Annotated in this window: 9 protein-coding genes; all 9 read right to left on the bottom strand. The window is 69.9% G+C overall.

Features of this window, described 5'->3' with window-relative positions:
* Positions 1–36: 36 nt before the first annotated feature.
* The 9 genes from STRTUCAR8_RS45905 to STRTUCAR8_RS45865 are packed head-to-tail and all read right to left on the bottom strand — an operon-like array spanning position 37 to position 21,628.
* The gene (locus tag STRTUCAR8_RS45905; protein WP_006383330.1) at positions 37–714 is read right to left on the bottom strand and encodes a hypothetical protein; all 678 of its coding nucleotides are present in this window, start codon (positions 712–714) and stop codon (positions 37–39) included.
* Positions 711–1,454, bottom strand: coding sequence for a 4'-phosphopantetheinyl transferase family protein (locus STRTUCAR8_RS49060; protein WP_078507519.1), 744 nt, complete (start codon positions 1,452–1,454; stop codon positions 711–713). The genes STRTUCAR8_RS45905 and STRTUCAR8_RS49060 overlap by 4 nt, the downstream gene beginning before the upstream one ends.
* The gene (locus STRTUCAR8_RS45895; protein ID WP_006383376.1) at positions 1,429–2,718 is read right to left on the bottom strand and encodes an aminotransferase-like domain-containing protein; all 1,290 of its coding nucleotides are present in this window, start codon (positions 2,716–2,718) and stop codon (positions 1,429–1,431) included. Before STRTUCAR8_RS45895 ends, STRTUCAR8_RS49060 begins: the two co-directional genes overlap by 26 nt.
* Positions 2,712–3,818 (bottom strand): alpha-hydroxy acid oxidase, encoded by a 1,107-nt coding sequence (locus STRTUCAR8_RS45890; RefSeq protein WP_044474037.1) that lies wholly within the window; start codon positions 3,816–3,818, stop codon positions 2,712–2,714. The genes STRTUCAR8_RS45895 and STRTUCAR8_RS45890 overlap by 7 nt, the downstream gene beginning before the upstream one ends.
* Positions 3,818–4,891 (bottom strand): VOC family protein, encoded by a 1,074-nt coding sequence (locus STRTUCAR8_RS45885; protein WP_006383323.1) that lies wholly within the window; start codon positions 4,889–4,891, stop codon positions 3,818–3,820. Before STRTUCAR8_RS45885 ends, STRTUCAR8_RS45890 begins: the two co-directional genes overlap by 1 nt.
* A gap of 25 nt (positions 4,892–4,916) precedes the next feature.
* Positions 4,917–6,164 (bottom strand): MFS transporter, encoded by a 1,248-nt coding sequence (locus STRTUCAR8_RS45880; RefSeq protein WP_006383388.1) that lies wholly within the window; start codon positions 6,162–6,164, stop codon positions 4,917–4,919.
* Between the two features lie 40 nt (positions 6,165–6,204).
* Positions 6,205–13,716 (bottom strand): non-ribosomal peptide synthetase, encoded by a 7,512-nt coding sequence (locus STRTUCAR8_RS45875; protein WP_006383383.1) that lies wholly within the window; start codon positions 13,714–13,716, stop codon positions 6,205–6,207.
* A complete protein-coding gene (locus STRTUCAR8_RS45870; RefSeq protein WP_006383385.1) occupies positions 13,713–17,027 on the bottom strand; it encodes a non-ribosomal peptide synthetase in 3,315 nt (1,104 codons plus the stop codon). Before STRTUCAR8_RS45870 ends, STRTUCAR8_RS45875 begins: the two co-directional genes overlap by 4 nt.
* Positions 17,024–21,628, bottom strand: a complete 4,605-nt coding sequence (locus tag STRTUCAR8_RS45865) for a type I polyketide synthase (RefSeq protein WP_006383354.1) — start codon at positions 21,626–21,628, stop codon at positions 17,024–17,026. The genes STRTUCAR8_RS45870 and STRTUCAR8_RS45865 overlap by 4 nt, the downstream gene beginning before the upstream one ends.
* Positions 21,629–21,631 lie beyond the last annotated feature (3 nt).

The following is a 21,631-nucleotide window of genomic DNA, read 5'->3' as shown; positions in this document are numbered from 1 at the left end:
CGTTCCCGTCCGCATACCTTGGAGGGAAGCGCCTGGTCAGAGGGCTACGTGGGCGATGTGGCACCCCTGTTCGGTGAGCACCACCTCCGCTTGGACACTCCCATGCTCATACCCCGCCAGGTCCAGCAGGGCCCGCACGGTCGCCCGGATCCCGGCCCGCTCAGCCTCGGCCGACGAGGCGGCGGGTTCCTGCGCGGTGATGTCCGCGACGAGGTGCATACCGTCGACGGTCAGTGTCTGCACCCAGAACCGGGGCCCCGCCGGCATGTCACCCCGGAGATGGGGACCTGGGTACCCGCCCTGCTCAAGGAGCTGCCGCAGCGTCACCACCTCCGGCAGCACGCTCGTCGGCCTGCCCAACACCCCGGAGACCTCCCGGACCACGACTCCGGCCTGTGCCGCAGCCCGGCCCGCAGAGCCGATCCCGAGAACGGGGCGGAGCATGCGGCCTACTTCGCCCTCGGAGTAGAGGATCTGGTCGATCCCGTACGTCCGCGTGGTGTGCTCCAGCAGCGCGCGCAGGGAGACAGGATCGGTAAGGTTTGCTGGGAGCAGTTGCTGCGGCTGCAGCCCGGCCCGGCGCAAGAGATCCGGCGCCAGGAGCGTTGAATCCGCTGCTGCCCAGACCTCTAGACCCGCTTCGACCGCCGCGCGTACGAGCCCAGGACTGGGCATCACCATCAGAACCTGCTGCGTGACACGCTCGTCGTTCACCGTGCTCCCGCCCCGGACAGCACGCGGCCGAACCTCGTGATCCCATGGTCTGTGTAGTCGACTGACCCGGAAGAGATCACCGCGACGGACGCGGAGTAGCCAGGTGCGGGATCCAGATCCGCCAATCGGATGCGGTCGACCAGCTCCGGCCTGTCCACGAACGATGTCACCGCGGGGATGGCATCCGCAGGTGTGACCGAGATCCGCGGCATGGAAATGCGCAGGCCGTCCCCCGTCGCTTTGAGAACCGCTTCCTTCCGCGTCCAGGTCCGGAAGAAGGAATGGGGAGTGTCGGGGGGGCAGGCCGCGGACTCCGCCGCGGAAAGGATCTGCGGCCGCAGTTCCAACAGGGGAATGGTCTCGTCGATCCGCTCGAGATCTATACCCACCGGTCCAGCAGTGGAGAGCGCCACGGCGACCAGCCACCCTGAATGTGAGATGGATGCCTGCCATTCGGTGCCCGGCAGGGTGGGCTTCCCGTGCGGGCGCGGGCAGTCAGGGCAGGACGACCCCACGACCACACGGTTCGCGGTCGTCCCGAGCAGGTCTGCCGCAAGAGTGCGCAGCAGTGCTCGGCCGGCGACAAAGCGGTCCTGATCGTCGGTTTGCCGCAGGGTGTCGGCCCGTCCCTGTTCGGCCCGGGACAGCAGGTGGCGCTGGCTGCGGGCCGTACCTTGAACGTCGGCCCACCAGATGTGGCACGTGCCGTCGTGTTCACGTGGTCTGTCGTGCACGCTCATCCTCGATGAAATTGGCCAGTCGGCTGATGCCGGTCCGGATCTCTGCGGGAGTCAGATAGCTGAGGGACAATCGGAGCTTGCGCTCCCCGCCCGCGCGCTGGAAATACCTCATGGGTGTCCATAGGACCTGGTAGTCGTGCGCAGACCGCTCCAGCGCCTCATCGTCCGCTTCGAAGGGGACGGAGACAACCATGAAGAAACCGCTCTCAGGCCTGTTCCATGACACGGTCTTGTCCGGCGCGCTAAAAGCGCGTGTCAGCTCACGGTGTGCCGTCGCCAGGTTCTCCCGGTAGAACAGGGCCGCCTCGGCATTGGCCTTGCGAAGGCTGAACCCGCAGCTGAGCAGCATCCCGCCAGCGATCGCCTGGGCGATGGGCGAGGTGTTCACCGTGACCATGCTCTTGACGTCTGACAGGGCGTCCGCCAGCAGCCGCGTCGGTCCGGTGCCGTCGGAGAGCGCCTGATCGGCGACGACGTAGCCCAGGCGCAGGCCCGGAAATCCGGACTTGGAGAACGTGCCGATGTGGATGACCTGAGCCGCGTCGTCGAGAGCCTTGAGGGAGGGAGGGCTCCCCGCTGGGGCGAACACGGCGTATGCGTGATCCTCGATCAGGAGGAAGTCGTACTCCTGGGCGAGGGCAATGAGCTCCTTGCGCGCGTCGAGTCCGAGCGAGGTGCCGCCGGGATTGGCACCTTCCGGAACCACGTACAGGGCGCGCGGCCGTCGTCCCTCTCCAATCAGCTGCTTCACAGCGGCGAGCACCTGCTCCGGCGCCAGCCCCCATGGGCCCTCCGGTACATGCTCGACCCGAATGCCTAGAAGCAGAGCAGCGCCCGTGACCCCGGCATAGCAGGGTGAAGCGACTAGGAGAGCGTCGTCCGGCCCGCCGAACAGAGTGCGCAGGGTGATCAGCAGCGCCTCCTGGCAGCCTGTGGTCACCACCACGGACCGTGGATCCACCGAGATCTGCTCGTCCGTACGGAGCATGGTGGCGATCAGTTCGCGGATGATCCCGGAGGTCGCTCCGTACTGGAGCAGCTCCCTGGTGACAGCGCCTTCGCTGAGGCCGCGCTCGGTGCGCAGATGATCCAAGAAACGGGCCAGGAACACCTCCAGGGACCCGAGTTCGAAGAACTGCTCGTGCGGGCGGCCCGAGGCGAAGGAGACTGCGTCCGGGTAGCGCGCCGTAGCTTCATTGAGAAAACTCATGACGCTCAGCCCGGGATCACTGAGCGATGGATGCAGATCAGCTGCGGTCAGCATGCCCGCTCCCTTCGCCTCGGCTGGAGCAACCCGTCCAGACCGCTCAGATCTGCCCGTCCAGCCAGCACCATGGCCTCCTCAAGTTCGCTGCGTATATGCGCGAACAGCGCTGCAGCTGCGTCTGCTCCGCCGACGGCAAGCGACCAGAGCACGGGCCGGCCGACGAACACGGCCCGCGCACCGAGCGCGGCGGCCACCAAGACGTCCGTGCCGTGGCGTACGCCTCCGTCGAGATAGACCTCGCAGCGGTCGCCCACTGCCTCGGCCACCTCGGGCAGGGCGTGCAGGGACGGCACGGCTCGGTCCAGCTGTCGGCCGCCGTGCGAGGAGACGATGATCCCGTCGGCGCCCGCGTCGGCCGCCCGGAGGGCGTCCTCAGCGCAGAGCACTCCCTTGACGACGACCGGCAATCCGGTCTGGGCCCGCAGCCAGGCGAGATCCGACCAACTGAAGGAGGCGTCGTGAGTAGCCGCAGCATGCTGCGCGACTGCCGACGCACCCGCACCGTCCACCCCGGCCACCTCACCGATCCGGTGCGGCAGGTTCACTGGTGTCACCCCGGGCGGCAGGGTGAACCCGTTGCGCAAATCGCGCCGCCGACTTCCGAGGCGCGGAGCGTCAGCGGTCAGCACCAGCGCCCGGTACCCGGACTGCTCCGCGCGGCGAGCCAGATCCGCGACCACCTCCCGGTCCCGCAGGGAGTACAGCTGGAACCACAGTGGCCCGGCGGCCGCGTCGGCCACCTCTTCAAGACGCACACTCGACAACATAGGCACGACGGTGAGCGCATCGGCCCGCCCGGCGGCCTCGACCACCTCGAGTTCCCCGGCGGGGTGCACCAGCCGTTGGTAGGCCATGGGAGCCACGGCCACCGGCAGCGAGACGGTGCAGCCGAGCATGGTCACGGCGAGATCCGGCCGGTCGACGCCGCTGAGCACCCGGGGCCGCAGAGCGTAGTCCGTGAACGCCTGCCGCTCCCAGGCCAGGGTCAGCTCATCCCCGGCACCTCCGCAAATGAAATCCGCGACGGACACCGGCAGGGCGGCGCGGGCGGCGCGCTCCAGCTCGTCCATGCCTGTGGGGCTGCTCTGGACGGGCATCACTGCTCGCTCCCGGCGCCGGCCGGCACGAGCTCTGTCGCGCGCAGGCGCTCCGCCGCCTGGTACAGCGCGCGGATGTTCGCGCTGCCGAACGTCCGCGCGTTGCGCCGCTCGATGAGCTCGAAGAAGACCGCCCGGTTGGGGAACGGCGAGCGGGTGAAGATCTGCAGCAGATCACCCCAGTGGTCCCGGTCGCCGAGGATACCCAGGCCGGCGAGGACGCCTGCGTCCTGTACGGAGTACCCCAACCGAGCGGGAAGCTCGTCGTAGTACGTGGCAGGGGTCGACAAGAACTTCACCCCGCGCGCGCCGGTGGACCGCACCGCGCCGACGATGTCGTCGGAGCGGAATGCCACATGCTGTACGCCACCGCCGCCGCAGGCCCGGAGGAAGTCGACGAGCTGGCCCGTCTCGCAGTCCGGCGCGACGAGGGTGAAGGTGACCGAGTCCCCCGTACCGCCCTGGAGCACCAGCGATTCCATGATCTGGTCGCCGACCTCGATGGTCTCGACGAAGGTCCGCCGCAGGCCCAGGGTCCGCCCGTAGAAGTCCTCGGTGGAGGCGAGTGTGCCACCCGGAAGGCAGAGCGCCACATGGTCGATCTCCTCGATCGAGTCTGCCGCGGAGGGCTCGTCCTGAAGAGCGCCGAATCCGGGCAGGAGGCTGCCCTCGACGGTTCCGGAAAGGAAGGTGTGGCGGAGTGTCTCGACTCCGGCGACGGTCGCGGACGTCATGCCGCCGCCGGTGAGCGGAGCGGCCACCAGGGCCGCCCCGCCCGCCGTCGCCCTGTCGCAGGCCGCCGCCACATCGTCCACCCGCAGAGCGATGTTCCGTACGCAGTCGCCGTGTTCAGCGACGAACGCGGCCACCTCGCTGTCCGAACGCGTGGCAGCGGTCACGACGACACGGGCGGCGCCGTGGCGGAGCAGGACGGACCGGCTGCCGGTGAGACTGTCCGCCAGTTCTGTCGTGGCGGCCACGGCCCGGAACCCGTAGCCGTCCCGGAAAACCTCCATGCTCCGGCCGAGGTCGGTGACGTAGAACTCCAGGTGGTCAATCCCGTGTATCTGCATGGTTTTTCCTTTGCTCGTCGGTTGGTCAGCAGTCGGCTGCGGTCTCGGGCTGGAGTTCGGGTTTCTTGGGAGAGGAGGGTTCGGGATCGGCGAAGGTACGCACCCCCGGTACGAACAGCGGCAAGACTGTAGTGGCGACAAGTGCCAGCAAGGCGACCGTCAGGACGGTGCGGAGCCCGAGCACATCAGCCGCCATCGGAGCCAGGGCAAGGCCAACGGGTTCCAGGGCATAAGTGCCGAGCATCTCCACCGCGAACACCCGGCCCAGCAACTCGTCGGGGATGGAGCGCTGCAGAGCGGTGGCCCACAGCACGCCGAAAAGTCCGTATCCCAGTCCGGTGAGAAAGACGGAGAAGCCCAGGAGCGCGATCGGGACGCCCGCCATCATGAAAGCGAGCTGGACGCCGCCCAGGCCAAGTCCCAGCACGCCTACGGTGCCGGGCCGACGTGGCGGGCGGGCACCGACGGTGAGCCCGCCAACGGCGGAGCCGGCCGCCTGAAGTCCCAACATCAGGCCGTAGTGGGGCATTTGCCCTCGCGATGAGAGGTAAATGGGAAGCAGAACCAGCATCGGCGCCATGACCAAGATCAGCTGGGCCGTCCCCTGAGCGATGATGGCCGCCACCCACGGCCGGTCAAGGACTGCGCGGAATCCCGCACCGGCCTCGGCCAGTACGCTCGTGCGCTCCTGCCGTTGGGGCCGGGCATCCCGGATCCCCATCAGCGCGACGATGCTGACCCCGAACGTGGCCACATCGATCCAAAAGGCGGTACGCGCATTGCTCACTGCCAGCAGCACCCCGCCAAGGGCGGGGCCAGCGATCATGGCAATTCGGGAGGTGGCCGACAGCAGCGCGTTAGCCTGCGGCAGCAGACCGGGGGCCAGGGTGGGTAGCAAAGCCCGGTGGGCAGGACGGAAGAGCCCGCTGCCGAACCCCATGCCCGCCGCCAGCACGGCGGCCAGGAGCAGCGACCCTTGTGCCGCCCCGAGAGCGAATCCCACGACGCAGAGCAGCCGGAGCACATCGGATGCGATCATCAGCCGAGAGCGGCGCAGCCGGTCGGCCAGTACGCCGCCGCCCAGCGCGACGACCACCAGAGCCAGGCTCTCCGCACCCAACACCAGGCCCAGGTCGGACCCTGACCGATCCTCCAGCACGGCCGCCGCCAGGGCCGCCACGAACATGCCGTCTCCGACAGTGCTCAGGGCCTGCCCTATCCAGACCCGCCGGAATGCCGGCAGGCTGAGCGGGCGGAGTATCTCCGACTTCATATGCTTTTTCCGTTTCTTACGTCGGTCTCGAGTCACCGGATCACGAGTCGTCGGTCGCGGCACTGGGCTCCACGCCGGCCGGCACCCGGCCCGGCCGGCCCTGCGGGCGTCGCCGGGCCATGGCTGCCCGACGCCGGGAGCCTCGCACGCCCGCCGGATTGTCACTCGAGGCCCGTTCGGGCGTGGACGCGGCGGGGTCGAGGAGCAGTGCCTGCGCCGCCACGGTCGGATGGCGGAAGAGGTCCGCGACGGAGACCGTCGCTCCGAACTCCTCGCACAAGCGGGCATGCAGCCGGGTGACCGTCATCGAGTTCGCGCCGGCCTCGAAGAGATTCATCTCGCGGCCCACCGTGGCCGTCCCCAAGGACTCCCGCCAGACAGCCGCGACGCGCTGCTCAGTGTCCCCCTGAGGGAGTGCCCCCGTCACAGCCGCGGTCTGCGGCACGCGGTGGCCGATCTTGACCGGCCGCGGAGTGAACACGGGCGCCGGCAGTTCACCCAGCCGCCGGCCGGAGTGGTGGGCGAACTCCGTCAAAATGCCGGTGTACTGGTGCAGGATCAGCTCGGCGGTCTCTGCGGCGAACACGCGCTCGTCCCAGATCAGGCGCAGGGTGCCCGTGCCCGGGACGACCGCCAGGGTCAGTGGTGCCCCGGTGAGCAGCCTGCCGTGTCCGGATTCCACCTGGAGGGTGTCCGCCCCGATCGCGGGGCCGGACGCCTGCCCGCCGAAGTTCTGTACGACGAGCACGCTGTGGAACAGGGTGCGACTCATGGGAATCCCGGCCGCTTCGTAGACATCGGCCAGCGCCTCCCCCGCCGACACCTCGCCGAGTTGCCAGGAGGTCTCCGCCACGGTGCCGAGCAGCCCGTCCAGAGACGTCTGCGCATCGGTGCCCACCGAGAGTGGGAGCGTCGTCAGATACAAGCCGGCCATGGCGGAGACGTCGCCGAGCTCCGCTGGACGCCCGTTCAGCGACACCCCGAACGTCACCCGGTCGGCACCGCAATTGCGGTGCAGCAGAGCGGCCCAAGCGGTGGCCAGTACGGTCCCGAGCGTTGCTTGGCGACGGCGGGCGAGCGAGCGGAGCGCGGTGAGGGCATCGCCGGACAGAGCGGTCTCGCACTCCGCGTAGTCGTCCGAGCGGGCCGACAGCGCGGGCGGCGGAGCGTCGAAGGGCAGGGGGGTGGGGCTGACGAACCCGTCGAGCTGTTCCCGCCAGAAGGCACGAGCCCGGCCGGTCGGCCTCTCCTGCAGCCAGCGGATGAAGGTGCCGTACGAGACGGAGGGCGCCTCGTCCGCGAAGGGCTCCAGTCCCTGCGCCAACTCCGTGTATGCGCGCACCAGTTCACCCGTCAGCAGGGAGGACGACCAGCCATCCAGCAGGATGTGGTGGTCGGTCCACACCAACTGCCCCTCCCGCGGCCCGGTCTTGACCAGAACCAGTCGGTAGGGCGGCGTGCCGGACAGCGCCGGGGGCGCGGCCCTGTGCTCCGCCAGCAGGGCGGCGAGGCGCCGCTTGACCTGCACGGGCGACAGCGCCGTCCAGTCGAGGAAGGCCACCGCCTCCGGAGGCTCCCGGTGCACCACCTGAAGCGGCTCGGGCAGCGACTCCCACTCGACGGATGTGCGTAGTACGTCGAACCGCCGTGCCAGCGCCCGCCAGGCGTCCCGGAAGAGATCGCCGTCCAGGGGGCCGCGCAGGGTGAGGACACATTCGTTGTAGTTGGCGTCCTTGCTGCCGGCCAGCAAATGCCGGTTCAGCATGACCTGCTGCATCGGAGCGAGCGGGAAGGCGTCCTCGGCCGGCAGCGCGGCCAGCAGGGAGGCGTAGCCGGACGACCGCAGCGTCTGCTCGGGCAGCAGGGAGAAGGGTGCGCCGAACGCCGTGCGCAGGGCCGCCTCCAGCCGGTCGGCGAAGCGACCGGCCCCTGTGACGTCGAAGTACCGGTCGTCCAGCACCAGGTCGGCCGTCAGGGTGCCGTTCCGTGCCAGGGAGAAGTTGACCTCGGCGGCAAACGGCATCGCCGCCGCGGCATCCACGTCGTGGCAGGCAGGGAACTGCGGCGCCGCCACGGGGTACAGCCCTCCGGTGGCGGAGCCGTCCCCGCCACCGGCGAGGTAGTTCACGACCACGCGGCCGGGGCCGCCGGTCAGCGGCTGCCCCGCCTCCTGGCGCAGTCGCCCGTAGCCGATTCCGCCGTCGGGTATTTGCGCCAGGCGGGCGGCGGTCTGCGTCACCGGCTCGTCCCGCAGGACGAAGGGGAACAACGCGGTGAACCAGCCGACGGTGCGCGACACCTCGGGGGCGTCCTCCCCAGTCGGCCTGCCGTGGAACTCTAGTATCACGCTCTCCGGTGCCGCCCCGGCCTTGTCGGCCAGCGCGTGGCGCAGCGCGTTCAGACAGCCTGCGAGCACCCGTTCACCGGAGCGCCTGGTGCGGGCTTCGGCGAGGGTCACCCGGCGTGCCGGACGGTGTGCGTCGCCGTACCGGCCCGAACCCTCGGCGCGCCTCAGCGGGAGAGTGAGCTCGTCGGCGCGGGCGGTTTCGTGCCAGTACTGCCGTTCCCGGTCCGGGACAGCGCCGACGGTCTGCTGGCTCCAGCGGCTGTAGCGCAGGAAGGATGCCCCGCTGGCGGGCAGCTCCGGCCGGTGACCCGCACGGCGCGCCCGCAGGGCGGCGGCGAGGTCCTCGGTGAGGATCTGCCAGGAGACGGCGTCGACCACCAGATGGTGGATGCACCAGAAGAGCAGATCGTCCTCGCCTGCCGGGGTGCGGAACAGCACGGCGCGCAGGAGCGGACTCCCAGTGACCGACAGTCCGTTCTGGGCCCGTTCGGCCGCCTCACCCAGCAGACGCTCGCGCTCGGCGCCGGCTCCCGGTAGCAGGACCTCCTCCAGACCCAGTTCCGCGGCGGACGGAACAGGGACAGCCACCTGCCGTCGGCCCTCCGGCGAATCGGTGAAGCGCACTCCGCCTAGGACGGCGTGCCGTGCGGTGACGTCGTGCACGGCCTGCCGCAGCACGGGCAGCGCGCACCCTTCGGTAACGGCGAACCACTGGGTCTGGGTCTGCCGGTCGCGGCCCTCCGGGAAGGCCTCGAAGAACCACTGCTGTACGGGTGTCAGCCCGGCCTCTGCCGGCTCCTCCCCCAGGTCGGCGGCGCCCCGCCGGTGGGCCCGGTCACCGGGATCCGCCTGGCGCTGCTCCACGGCGGCGGCCAGCTCGCGGATGGTCTGGTGCTGGAACACATCGCGTGCCGTGAGAGCAACGCCCTGTGCCGAGCATCGCGAGACGATCCGCAGCCAGCCGATCGAGTCGCCGCCGATCTCGAAGAAGTTGTCGTCGACGCCGAGTGCGTCGATGCTCAGCACCTCCTCCCAGACCTGGGCCAACGCCCGCTCCTGCGCTGTGCTGGGCAGCCGGCGAGCGGAGTCCCGTACAGCACGCGCTGGTTCCGGCAGTCGGGAGCGATCCACCTTCCCGCTGACGGTCAGCGGGAAGTCTTCGACGAAGACCATCCGGCTGGGGACCATCGGCCGCGGCAACTGCCGGGACATGTGCTCGCGGACCCGGCGCAGCAGATCTCGGCGCAGAGCCGAGTCCAGTGGGTGGTTGGCGTGACCGCCGACGTCCGCCAGGAGGTCCCTCGGGACCGGGAGGACTCGGGTCGGGCCGGGGTTCGGAACGACGGTGACATCGATGAGGCCGTCACCGGCCGCGGTGAGGGTGATCGCCGCCCCCGCCTTCCGCGTCGCCGCTGCCAGGTCGGCCGGGTGCACCGCGGCGAGCTGCTGCCCCGCTCGGCGCAGCCCGTCGTCGAGCGACGCGCACTGCGGACCGCTCATCGCCTCGTACAGGGCGGCATGGGCCGCCACCCGGGCATCGCGGACACCCTGGATCAGCAGACCGTCGGCGGTGATCTCCCCGAGCAGCGCGTCGAAGCGCGGCAGGGACAGGTCCGCGCCGTCGATCAAGCGTGGTCCAGTAAGCGTCGGCACGTCCCCGCCGGCCTTGTGCAGCACGGCATCGAAGCGAAACCCGTTCATCTCGGTGCCGGCCCGGCCCGACTTCGCCCGGATGTCGGCGAAGCCGAACTCCGGCAGCCGAGCTCCCAGCGCATGGAACCAGTCCGGACCGAGGCAGAGCTCGTTCTCGTTCTCCACCGCCTCCTCGACGCTGTCGAGCAGACCACGCAGATCATCGCCCTGCGGGTTGCGGCACCGTTGTACGGACAGGTGGAAGGGTCGTAGCAGCGTCAGGTCGCGCACGTCGCCGACGACCAACCGACCGCCGGGGCTGAGTAGTTGCCAGGCCTGACGCAGCACATCGTCCAGGTAGCGGGCGGTCGGGAAGTACTGCACCACCGAGTTGAGCACGATCAGATCGAACTGCTCGCCCTCGACGGCGGACAGATCATGCGCCGGGGCCTCGACCAGCCGGACCCTGCCGCTGTCGAGGCCGGCGGCGGGCAACTGGGCGTCCACGTACTCAAGGGCGCGCGGAGAGATGTCGGTGCCAATGTACGACTCGGTGTGCGGCGCCACGGCGAGCAGGATCATGCCGGTGCCGCAGCCGATCTCCAGCACTCTGCGCGCGGGCGGCTCCATGACCCGGGAGACGGCCTCGTCCCGCCACTCAGCCATGTCCTGCACCGGGATGGGCTGCAGGTCGTAACTGCTCAGCCAGCCACTGGTGTTGAGCTCCGCTTCCTGGCCATCCACGACTTCGTTGAACACCTCGGCGTCGTGCACCTGCTTCCACTCGCCCACCCGGACCTCGTCGAGCGAGGCGGCGGACTCCTCCCGGGCCATCCGCAGATAGCCGACCAGGCGGGGAGTGCCCTGCTCATCCGTCCGGACGTCGGCCACGAAGTCGGCGACGCCAGAGGTTTCGCTGGCGACCCGCTCCACCTCGGCGAGTTCGATCCGGGTGCCTCGGATCTTGACCTGGTTGTCGAGTCGGCCGCGGAACTCCAGTGCACCCGAGGGGAGTTCCCGGACCCGGTCACCCGTGCGGTACATGGAGTGGCCCGGCCGGAACGGGTCGGGGACAAAGCGTGCGGCAGTCTCATCAGGGGCGTCCAAATAGCCCAGGGCGACACCGGATCCGCCGATGAAGAGCTCGCCCGGAACCCCTGCTGGTACCGGTTCCCCGTGTTCGTCCAGCACATGGACGACGGTGTTCGGCAGCGGCCTGCCGATGGGCACGTGCGGCGTGTGCCGCGCATCCTGCATAAGTTCCGCGGTGTCGTACCAGGTGGATGTGACCGTGGCCTCGGTCACTCCGTAGGCGTTCAGCAGCCGGACATCGGCGCCGACGCCATCGTGCCACTGCCGCACCCGCGCCGGGTCCACACGGTCGCTGCCCGCGATGACCAGGCGCAGGCCGACCGGTATCCGGGTCTCCCCGGCAGCGGCCTGGCGCGTCCATTCGTGCCACAGGGCCGCCGGCAGGTTCAGCACCGTGAGCCGCTCTTCCTCCACCAGCCCCGTCACATCGCTGATGTCGGAACCGCGGACCAGCACCGACGCCCCGGCCGTCCAGGAGGCGAAGAGCTCCTCGATGGAGACGTCCACGGCCGGCGACGCCATGTTCAGCACGGTGTCCGTGTCGGTCAGTTCGTAGACATCAGCGGCGGCCCTCGCGAGGCTCACCGCCGCCCGGTGCGGGACCACAACACCCTTGGGCCGACCGGTGCTTCCAGAGGTGAAGATGAGGTACGCCGGATCGTCGGGCATGTACGGCGCCGGCGCCGGCTGTACCCCGGACTCGGCGAGCGCGGCTTCGAACGACAGCACGGGAATGGCGAGTGCGGCCGCCGTGTCCGGTGCCGCGCCGTCGTGCAGCACCAGCCGACATCCAGCGGCCTCCGCCATGCCCGCTAGGCGCTCGGTAGGCAGCCGGGGGTCGAGCGGCACGTACAGTGCTCCGGACCTCATCACGCCCAGCATGGCTGCCACCTGCCGAACCGACGGGGAGGCCAGCACGCCCACCCTGCTCTGGCGGCCGATGCCCCGGGCGGACAGAACGGCGGCGTGGTGTTCGGCCGCGGCATGGAGTTCGTGGAAGGTCACGCTCTGCCGGGCGTCCCGCGCCGCCTCGTGCTCCGGCTTGTGGACGGCCTGGTGGGCGACGATATCCGGCAGACCCGCGTGAGTGAACTCGCCGGCACTTCCCGGCGGCGTCGCCGCGACCGGGTCAGGTGTACGCGAGGGCTTCTGCGCGGCGAGTTCGGTGACCAGCTCACAGACCAAGCCGCTGAACCCGTCGGCATACCCGCGGATCGTCTCCTCGGTGAACAGCTCGCTGCTGTACTCGAAGTACACACGCAGGCGGTCCCCCGCCTGCTGTATGTCACAGCTCAGGTCGAACTGTGCGGCGGTCCGCTCGCTGCTGAGGGACTCGAGTGTCAGACCGCCGAAGTCAGCCCCGTGGCCCGGCGCCGGCAGGTACTGGAAGCAGACGTCGTAGTACGGATTGCGGTTGGCCTCGCGCTTCGGCTTGAGGGCTTCCACCAACTGGGCGAAGGGCACGTGCTGGCGGTTCAGCAGTTCCTGATGAACCATCCGGTGCCGGTCGAGGGCCTCCCGGAACGAGTCCGCCCCCGACAGGTCGACGCGCAGGGGAAGCGTATTGGCGAAGAAGCCGACCGCCCCCAGGGTGTCGGCGTCGGTGCGCCCGGCGAGCGGTACGCCGATCACCACGTCGTGGTTGCCCGAGAGACGGGCCATGAGCCGGGAGAACGCCGTGGCGAGGACGGTGAAGGTGGTGGTGCCGAACTGCCGGGCGATGTCGCCCACGGCCGCCGCGGTCTCCGCCTCCAGGTGGAAGGTATGCACCGAGCCGGCGAACGTGCGGTGGTCGGGCCGGGGGAAGTCGGCCGGGAGCTCCAGCCTCGGCGCGTGGTCCAGCGTTTCCCGCCAGTACGCGAGTTCTTCGGAATCCAGTCCTGCCCCGTCCTGGGCTGCCAGCCGCGCGGCGTACTCGCCGACACCGGTGCCGTCACCGCGAAGCTGCGGTACCTGGCCAGCCACCCGCGCCCGGTACGCCTCGCCGAGGTCGGACAGCAGTACCTGGGTCGACCACCCGTCGAAGACGATGTGGTGGACGACGAGCAGCAGGACGTGGTGATCCTCGGCGATCCGCACCAGCCGGGTGCGGATCGGTGCCTGTGCCGTCAGATCGAAGGGCGTGCGGGACAGTTCGTCGAGGCAAGCGCGGGCCCGGCCGAGGGGGTCGTCAGCGTCGGAGACGTCGGTGACTGTCCGGTCGACGGGCTGGTCGTCGGCGAACACCTGGTACGGGCGTCCGCCCAGGGTGAGGAAGCGGGTGCGCAGCGCCTCATGGCGTGCCACGCAGTCGGACAGCGCGTCGAAGAGGGCTGTCCCGTCAAGGTGACCGCGCAGCACCAGTCCCATGCTGATGACGTAGAAGGAGCTGTCGGGATTGAAGTTGTCCAAGAACCACAGGGCTCGCTGGGGCGGGGTGAGCGGCCAGACCTGGGCCGTAGTGGCGGCGCGGGGCGGCTGCCCGGGCGCAGGCGCGTTCATGAACGAGAACCTTCCGTGGTGAGGGGGGCGTCGTAGCCCGGGACGAGCCGCTGGAGCATGGCGAGTTCATCCGCGCTGGCCACGGCGAGGTCCGCGGCCATCTCGATGTGGATCGAGTCCTGGGGCCGCGGCCTGCCGGCCGGACCGGCGGACGAAGGGCGGCCAGATTCCAGCCAGGTGGCAAGGGTGCGGACGGTGGGATGGCGCAGCACTTCGGAGACGGGCACCCGTCGGCCGAACTCGCGCTCCAGCAGGCCGGCGATGCTCAGCGCCGCGAGTGAATGCCCACCGGCCTCGAAGAAGTTGGTGTGCACGGAGACCTTCTCCAGGCGCAGGGCCGCACACCAGATGTCACGGACCGCCGCCTCGGTGAGATCGAGCGGTTCCTCCACCGCGTCCTCAGCCACGGTGAGCGGCAGTCGGCCGAGGTGGGCGGCATCCACTTTGCCCTGCGCCGTCAGCGGCAGCTCGTCGAGCAGGACATAGGCGGTGGGCACCAGCGCGGTGGGCAGGGCGCCGAGGAGATGGTCGCGCAGGGCACCCGCCGGTGTGCCGGGGCGGGCCACAACATAGGCGGTCAGGGAGAATTCGCCTGCCTCGCCCCGGGGCAGGACCACACACCGCTGAACCCCGGGGTGGCGCAGAAGGGCCGACTCCACCTCGGCGGGCTCCACGCGTACGCCGCGGATCTTCACCTGGTGGTCCCTGCGGCCGAGGAACTGCCATGTCCCGTCCGGTCGGCGCCGGGCCAGGTCGCCCGTGCGGTAGAGCAGTTGACCCAGCCTTGCGGGATGGGTGACGAACCGCTCAACGGTGGTGCCGGTGTCGCCGAGATACCCGCGGGCGAGGCCCGCCCCACCCACATGGATCTCGCCGACGGCTCCATCCGGTACAGGCCGCAGCCACGGGTCCAGCAGGTGGGCGCTGCGGCCGGCCAGCGGTCTGCCCAGCGGCACGAAGTCTGCGGGTGGCGCGTCCAGAACCTCCACCATGGAGAACGTGGTGTTCTCCGTCGGCCCGTAACAGGCCACCACGCGCAGGTCCGGGTACTCCGTCATCAACCGGCGTACCGCCTGGACCGGCACCACGTCGCCGCCCGTGAGCAGGGTGCGCAGCCCGGCGAAGCACCGGCCGTGGCCGTCGGCCACCACGCGAAGCAGGCCGGCGGTCAGGTGCAGGGTGGTGATGCCGTGCCCCTCGACCAGTTCGGTGAGCTCCGGACCGGTCAGCTGGGTCCGGGGGGCGACGACGAGAGCGGCACCGTTGAGCAGGGCTCCCCAGATCTCGAAGGTGGACGCATCGAAGTGCACCGGCGCTGCCTGCAGCACGACATCGCCGGGGCCCAGAAGAACGAATCCCGGGCGGTGGGCGAGGGAGATCACCCCGCGATGGGTGATCTCCACAGCCTTGGGCTCACCGGTGGTCCCCGAGGTGCACATCACGTAGCACGGGTCATCGGGGGAGGCGCTGCCCCGGGTCGGCCCGCGCGATGCGGCCGGCTCGGGGTGTCGGGTCAAAGCGTCCTCGGCCGGGACCGTCACGAGGCGGCAACCGAGAGCACCGGCCGCATCGGCTGTGCTTTCGTCGGCCAGGACGGCAGCGGGCCGGACCCGTTCCACGACGGCGCGGGTCCGCGCGGCCGGCTGGTCCGGATCGAGCGGGAGGTAGGCGGCTCCTGCCCGCATGACGCCCAGCATCGCGGCGACGGCCACGCGGCCACGCGGGAGTGCCAGGGCGACGGCCGCTCCTTGGGACACACCTGCGGCCCGCAGTCGGTCCGCGATGAGATCACCGGCGGTGTCGAGTTCGGCGTAGGACCAGGCCCGCGTGCCATGGATGACCGCGGTGGTGTCCGGGTGCGCGGCGACGGCCTGCCGGAAGACCTCGTCCACCGATGCGCCGGGCAGCGGCGGCAGAGGCGCTCCCTCGCCCAGGGCCCAGGCCCGGGCGGACTCCTCGGCACCGCGGTACGACACCTGGCTCAGAGGCACATCGGGTGCCGCCATCAGGGTCTCGGCGAGGGCGAGGAACTCGTCGGACATCCGCTCGACGGTCTTAGGGGAGAACAGCTCGGCGGCATACGCGACCACGAGCGATCCGCCGGTCTCGTCCAGCCGCACATCCCAGGTGAGGTCCAGGTCGATGACCGGGGGAGGAACGAGGAGGTCCACCACGACAAGGCCCTCGGCCCGGAACGTCTGCTGCACTTCCTCGGATACCTGGAAAGAGACCGAAGTGACGGGGGGTCCGGACCGGGAGCCGACGCGCCCCGCGGCGGCCAGGATCTCGTCGTAGCCGATGGCGGCGTTCAGCATGGCGCCCGCCGCCTGCTTCCGCGTCGTCGTCAGGAGTTCACGGAACGTCCCGGTCCAGCTCACCGGGATCCGCAACGGCACGCTGTTGAGCAGTGGCCCCACGACGTCCTGAAGCCATTCCTCGCGCCGCAGCGTCTGCGGCACGGACATCACCGGATCGGCGCCCTCAGCGACACCCGACCACGTGGCCAGCGCCATCGCGTAGGCGGAGGCCAGCACCATGAAGGGAGTGGCGCGCTGGTCCCGGCAGAACTGCTCCAGCCGCGTCAGGAATCCCGCCGGAATCCGTCGGCGCAGATGAGCAGCGGCGTAGGAGCGCTCTTGCGGCCGGTCGTGGTCCGTGGGCAGCCGGAAGTCGGTGCCGCCGGCGAGCTCCGCCTGCCAGTACGCGCGGCTCGCCTCGCCTACGGGGCCCTGGGCACTCTCCCGAAGCCACTCGGCCACCCGCCGGTACGGGACCGGCTCGGTGTCCGGGGCCGCCCCGGACCCCAACTCGGCCACCAGTTCACGCAGGAGAACCTCAACTGACCGGGCGTCCAGATACGCGTGGTGCAGGAAGAGAGCCAGCATGTGGTGCCGGTCGTCGAGCGAGGCGAACACCGCCCGGTACCCTGCCTCGGCTCCCAGGTCCTGGGGACGGTGCAGGCAGTCCTGGAGGAGCGCCTCCCAGGCGGCCGGCGCGTCCGGCCTGTCCCGCAGGTCCAGGACGGTGACATCGGGGCGGCCGTTCCCCGGGACCAGTACGGCGCCCTCGGGCCCCACCGCGAACCGCAGTCCCAGCAGGTCGTGGCGGTCCGGCAGAGCGTGGAGCGTGCTCCGCACGGCCTCGATGTCCAGCTCGCCGGTCAGTCGCAGGACCAGGGGCACGGTGTACAACGGGACGTCCGGCCGTGTCTGGTTGATGAACCACAGGCCCGCCTGCATCCCGGAGGCGGGGATGCCTGCGGCGGTCCCGGGGCGCGAGGCATTGGCGGCTTCGGGCAACCGGGGGCTCACCGGGACTCCGTCCGCTGCGCAGTGAGTCCGGCAAGCGCCCGGGCGTTAGCTGCGGCCAGGAACGCGGCCACGGACACATCGGTGTCGAAGCGCTTGTTGACCCGGGCGGTGACATCCAGGGCGAGCAGGGAATTGCCGCCCAGCTCGAAGAAGTCGTCGCGGGCGCCGACCTGCTCGATACCCAGCAGCATCTGCAGGGTCTCGCAGATGAACCTCTCCCGATCGTCCGCAGGCTCGGCGTAGTCGGTGTCCAGCTCGGGCCGCTGGTACTTGGCCGCTCCCCGGTCAGCACCGGCGAGCACCTCCAGCGCGGTGACCACATCGAGGCGGCGCCCCTGTTCGACCACGGCGTTCAAGTCCTGCGTCGAGATGTGGGCCTGCGGCACCCCTGCGGCCAGCGACAGCAGGAACACTTCATGGCCTTCGCGCTCCGAGAGGAACGAGGCCATGCCGGCCTCCGACATGACTGCGAGCCGTTCGATCTCCCGCAGTTCGTCGTTGCCCTCGTCGGTCGCTCCGGCATCGACCGCCATGCCCAGATCCCGCCAGCCGGTCCAGTCGACGGCGACGACCTCGGTACGCCCCTGCTGTCGACAGCTGTGGGCCAGCCCGCCCACGTAGGCGTTGGCGGAGGTGTAGTCGGCGATACCGAACCGGCCGTCGATGACGTTCAGCGAGGAAAAGAGCATCAGGAAATCGAGCTCACGACCCTCAGTCGCGGCGAGCAGATGGCGGGATCCCTGCACCTTCGGTGCCAGCACCTCGCGATACGCCTGAGGCTCAAGGGTCTGCACGAGGCCACCGCCGGGCAGGCCCGCCGCGTGGATGACACCGTCGAGCCGCCCGAAGCGCTCGTCCACCAGCCGGATCAGGGCGTTCACCTCGTCCGCGTCGGACACGTCGGACCGCAGTGCGAGCACCTTGGCGCCGTACTGTTCCAGGCGCAGGAGCTTGTCGATACGACGGCTGGTGCGGTCGTCCCAGCCGTGTTCGGCGGTCCAGGCCTCCCAGCCGTCGCGGTCGGGGAAGTCACCGCGGCCCGTGAGGACGAGGTTGGCCCGGTATTCGCGGGCGAGGAACTCTGCCAGCGACAGACCGATACCGCCGAGGCCACCGGTGATGAGATAGGTGCCCCCGGCGCGGGGCCCTCCCGGCCGCGCCTGCTCCTCCTGGCGTACGTGGATCCGCTCCACCCCACGCGACCAGCGACGACCTGCGCGATAGGCGATGGTCGCGTCCGGCTCGTCCACCAGGAGCTCTTCGAGGACGGCCTGGACGACGGCCTCGCCGCCCTCGACGGGGTCGGTGTCGACGAGCCTGCAGGACAGCCCCGGAATCTCCCGCGGCAGCACCCGGACGATGCCCTCCAACAGGCAGTCCTGCGGCGAGATTCGTTCGGTGCCCACAACGTCGAAGGCTGCCTGGGTGACCACCAGCAGAAGCGCGGCGCGCTTCTCTCCCAGGGCCTTACCCAGCGCCAACAGTGCTTGCGCGGAGTCCGGGACCCCGGACTCGTCCGTTCCCCGGCCAGCCAGGAAGACCACCGCGGTGGAGTCGGCGGACACCTCCTCCTCGTCCAGGGCGAGGGAGAGATGTGTGGGGTCGGCAATAGTGAGTTCGACGCGGGTTTCGCTCATCCGCAGGTACTGCTCGGCGTCAGCAAGCTCGACGCAGCCGATGCTCTGAGCGGACAGCTGCTGGGTGAGGCGGGTGGCGGTCCGTTCGGCAAAACCGGACCCGTCGGTTACCAGCAGCACCGATTTCAGCGAGTTCACGCGTTGGGCCCCCGCGAGCTGGCCGGCTGCGGCCGTCCGGCGCCAGGAGGGCATGTAGAACCACTTCCCCGGCTCCTTCTCCCGGTCCATCAGACGTCGGCTGAGCTGGACCTCCTCCTCCGACGACGCGTCGATCCAGAACCGCTCGCGCTGGAACGGGTAGGTGGGAAGCTCCACCCTGTGCGGGTCACTCGGACCGCAGACGGACCAGTCCGGTTCCGTGCCCGCCTCCCAAAGCCGGGCGATCGCGGCCAGGAACATCCGCATGTCGCTGTCAGCGTCCTTGGGGTGCCGCATCGTCGGGATGAGTGGCGGCAGACTGGCGCCGCTCGCCGCCGCCTGCGCCAGGGACAGCAGCCCCTTCCCGGGGCCGACCTCCAGCAACGGTCCGTCCACGGACTCCAGCAGCCGGGCGATGCCGTCGGTGAATCGGACAGCACCACGCAGATGGCGTCCCCAGTACTCGGGGTCCTGCGCGTTCTCCTCGCTCAACCAGTCCCCGGTGACGTTGGACAGGACGGGGACCGACGGTGCGCCCATGGGAATGTCCCGCAGGAACTCGACGAACTCCCGCGCCGGTTCATCCATCAGCGCGGAGTGGCTTGCGCAGGACACCCGCAGCCGGCGGGGCTGGACCCCCTCGGCCTCGATGCGCGTCGCCAGCGCGGCGATGCCTTCCTCGGTGCCGGAGGCCACGACGAGGCGCCGGGCGTTGTATGCGGCAAGCGCCACGCCGTCCGGCAGCAGCGGTTCCACCTGCTCGGCCGGCAGCGGAATCGCGAGCATCGCGCCTCGCGGGGCGGCCTCCATCAGGGCGGCCCGCTTGGCCACCACTCGGACGGCGTCCTCGAGTGTGAACACACCCGCGACAGTGGCCGCCACGATCTCGCCAAGACTGTGCCCGATCATCGCCTGCGGACGGATCCCCAACGTGTCAAGCGTGCGGACCAGGGCGTACTCGACCGCGAAGAGGGCCGGCTGTGTAAGCCAGGTCTCGTTCACCGGGTGCAGTCCCTGGCCGTCCTCCGGCGCGTGCAGCAGCGTGGTCAGATCAACGTCGAGTTCTGCACGGAACAGTTCGGCACAGCGGTCGAACTCCGCCCGGAACGTCGCATGGTCCTCGTACAGCCCCTGCCCCATCCGGGCGTACTGAGACCCCTGCCCGGGGAACAGGAAGGCGGGGCCGCCGGACATGGCACGGCCCGCGGGGGCCTGTGCCCTCGATCGCAGGGCATCGACGGCCTCGTCCGAGCTACGGGCCACAACTGCGGCCCGGTGGCCGAAGCGTGAGCGGCCGTGCTGCAGGGTCCGGGCGGCGGCTTGGAGCGGCCGTGCTGCATGCTCGGGTTCGGCGATCCAGTTCGCGATGGAGTGGAGATAGTCACCGACGGCCTCCTCGCCGCGGGCCGACACCGGCAGGACCTGCCAGCCGTCGAGCTCCGTACCGGTCTCCCCCGGGTCGTCACCAGCCTGCGCCCGGCTGTCCGCCTCGCCGAAGGGGGCGGGAGGCTCTTCGACGACCACGTGAGCGTTGGTGCCGCCGAACCCGAAGGCGCTCACACCGGCACGCCGGGGCATGCCCTCCGGTAGGTCCCAGGGCCGGGCCTCGCGCGTTATGTAGAAAGGGCTCTCCTCCAGGCCGAGACCCGGATTGGGCTTCTCGAAGTTGATCTGCGGGGGGATGACACCGTGCTTGGCCGCCAGTACGGCCTTGAGGAGGCCCGCCACTCCTGCGGCGGTGTCCATGTGTCCGATGTTGGCCTTGACCGAGCCGAGGGCACAGTAGTTCCGCTGGTCGGTCGTCTCGCGGTAGGCCTGGCTCAGGGCCTGGACCTCGATCGGGTCACCGAGGAGTGTCCCGGTGCCGTGCGCCTCCTGGTACGTGATCGTGTCGGCCGAAATGCCCGCCACGGCATGGGCGTTCGCCGTCACCTCGGCCTGTCCGGGAACACCTGGTGCGGTGAAACCGGCCTTGTTGGAACCGTCGTTGTTGATTGCGGAGCCGAGTATGACGCCGTGGATGACGTCGCCGTCCCGCTGAGCGTCCTCCAAGCGCTTCAGGAGCACCACACCGACGCCCGAACCGAGCACCGTACCGGTCGACGAGGCGTCGAAACTGCGGGTGAGTCCGTCGAAGGACGAGATGGCGCCCTCCTGGTAGAGGTAGCCGCTCTTGAGAGGAGGAGTGATCGCCACACCGCCGGCCAGCGCCATGTCGCACTCGAAGGTGCGCAGCGCTTGCGTTGCCATGTGCACGGCTACCAGCGAGGTGGAGCAGGCCGTGCTGACATTGACGCTGGGACCGGTGAGGTTGAGCTTGTACGAGACCCGAGTGGTGAGGTAGTCGAGATCGTTCTCCACGGATCCCACGTCGTGGAGGTTGCCACCGTCCGCGTTGCGCGCCTGCACCTCGGCGTTCGCACGGATCTGGTGGACGTACGTGTTGACGCCGGCCCCACCGTAGACACCGACAGGCACCTCGACCTGATCGGGGGCGTAGCCACCCGCCTCAATGGCCCTCCAGCAGTGCTCCAGGAACAGCCGCTGCTGCGGGTCCATCAGCTCCGCCTCGCGGGGGCTCATACCGAAGAACCCGGCATCGAACATGTCGATGTCGTCGATACAAGCAGCGACCTTGACGTAGTTGGGCGCCTTTGCCAGGGCCTCATCCACACCGGACGCAACTATTTCCTCATCGGTCAGCCTGGCGAGGGAGTCGACCCCGTCCCGGATGTTCCGCCAGAACTCCTCGGGCCCATCGGCACCGGGAAACTTGCAGGAGATGCCGACGACGGCGATATCAACGGACTGCTGTGCGTCACTCATGGG

The organism is Streptomyces turgidiscabies Car8 (assembly GCF_000331005.1).
GTDB classification, from domain to species: Bacteria; Actinomycetota; Actinomycetes; order Streptomycetales; family Streptomycetaceae; genus Streptomyces; species Streptomyces turgidiscabies.
This window is presented reverse-complemented; position numbering and strand designations above follow the sequence as displayed.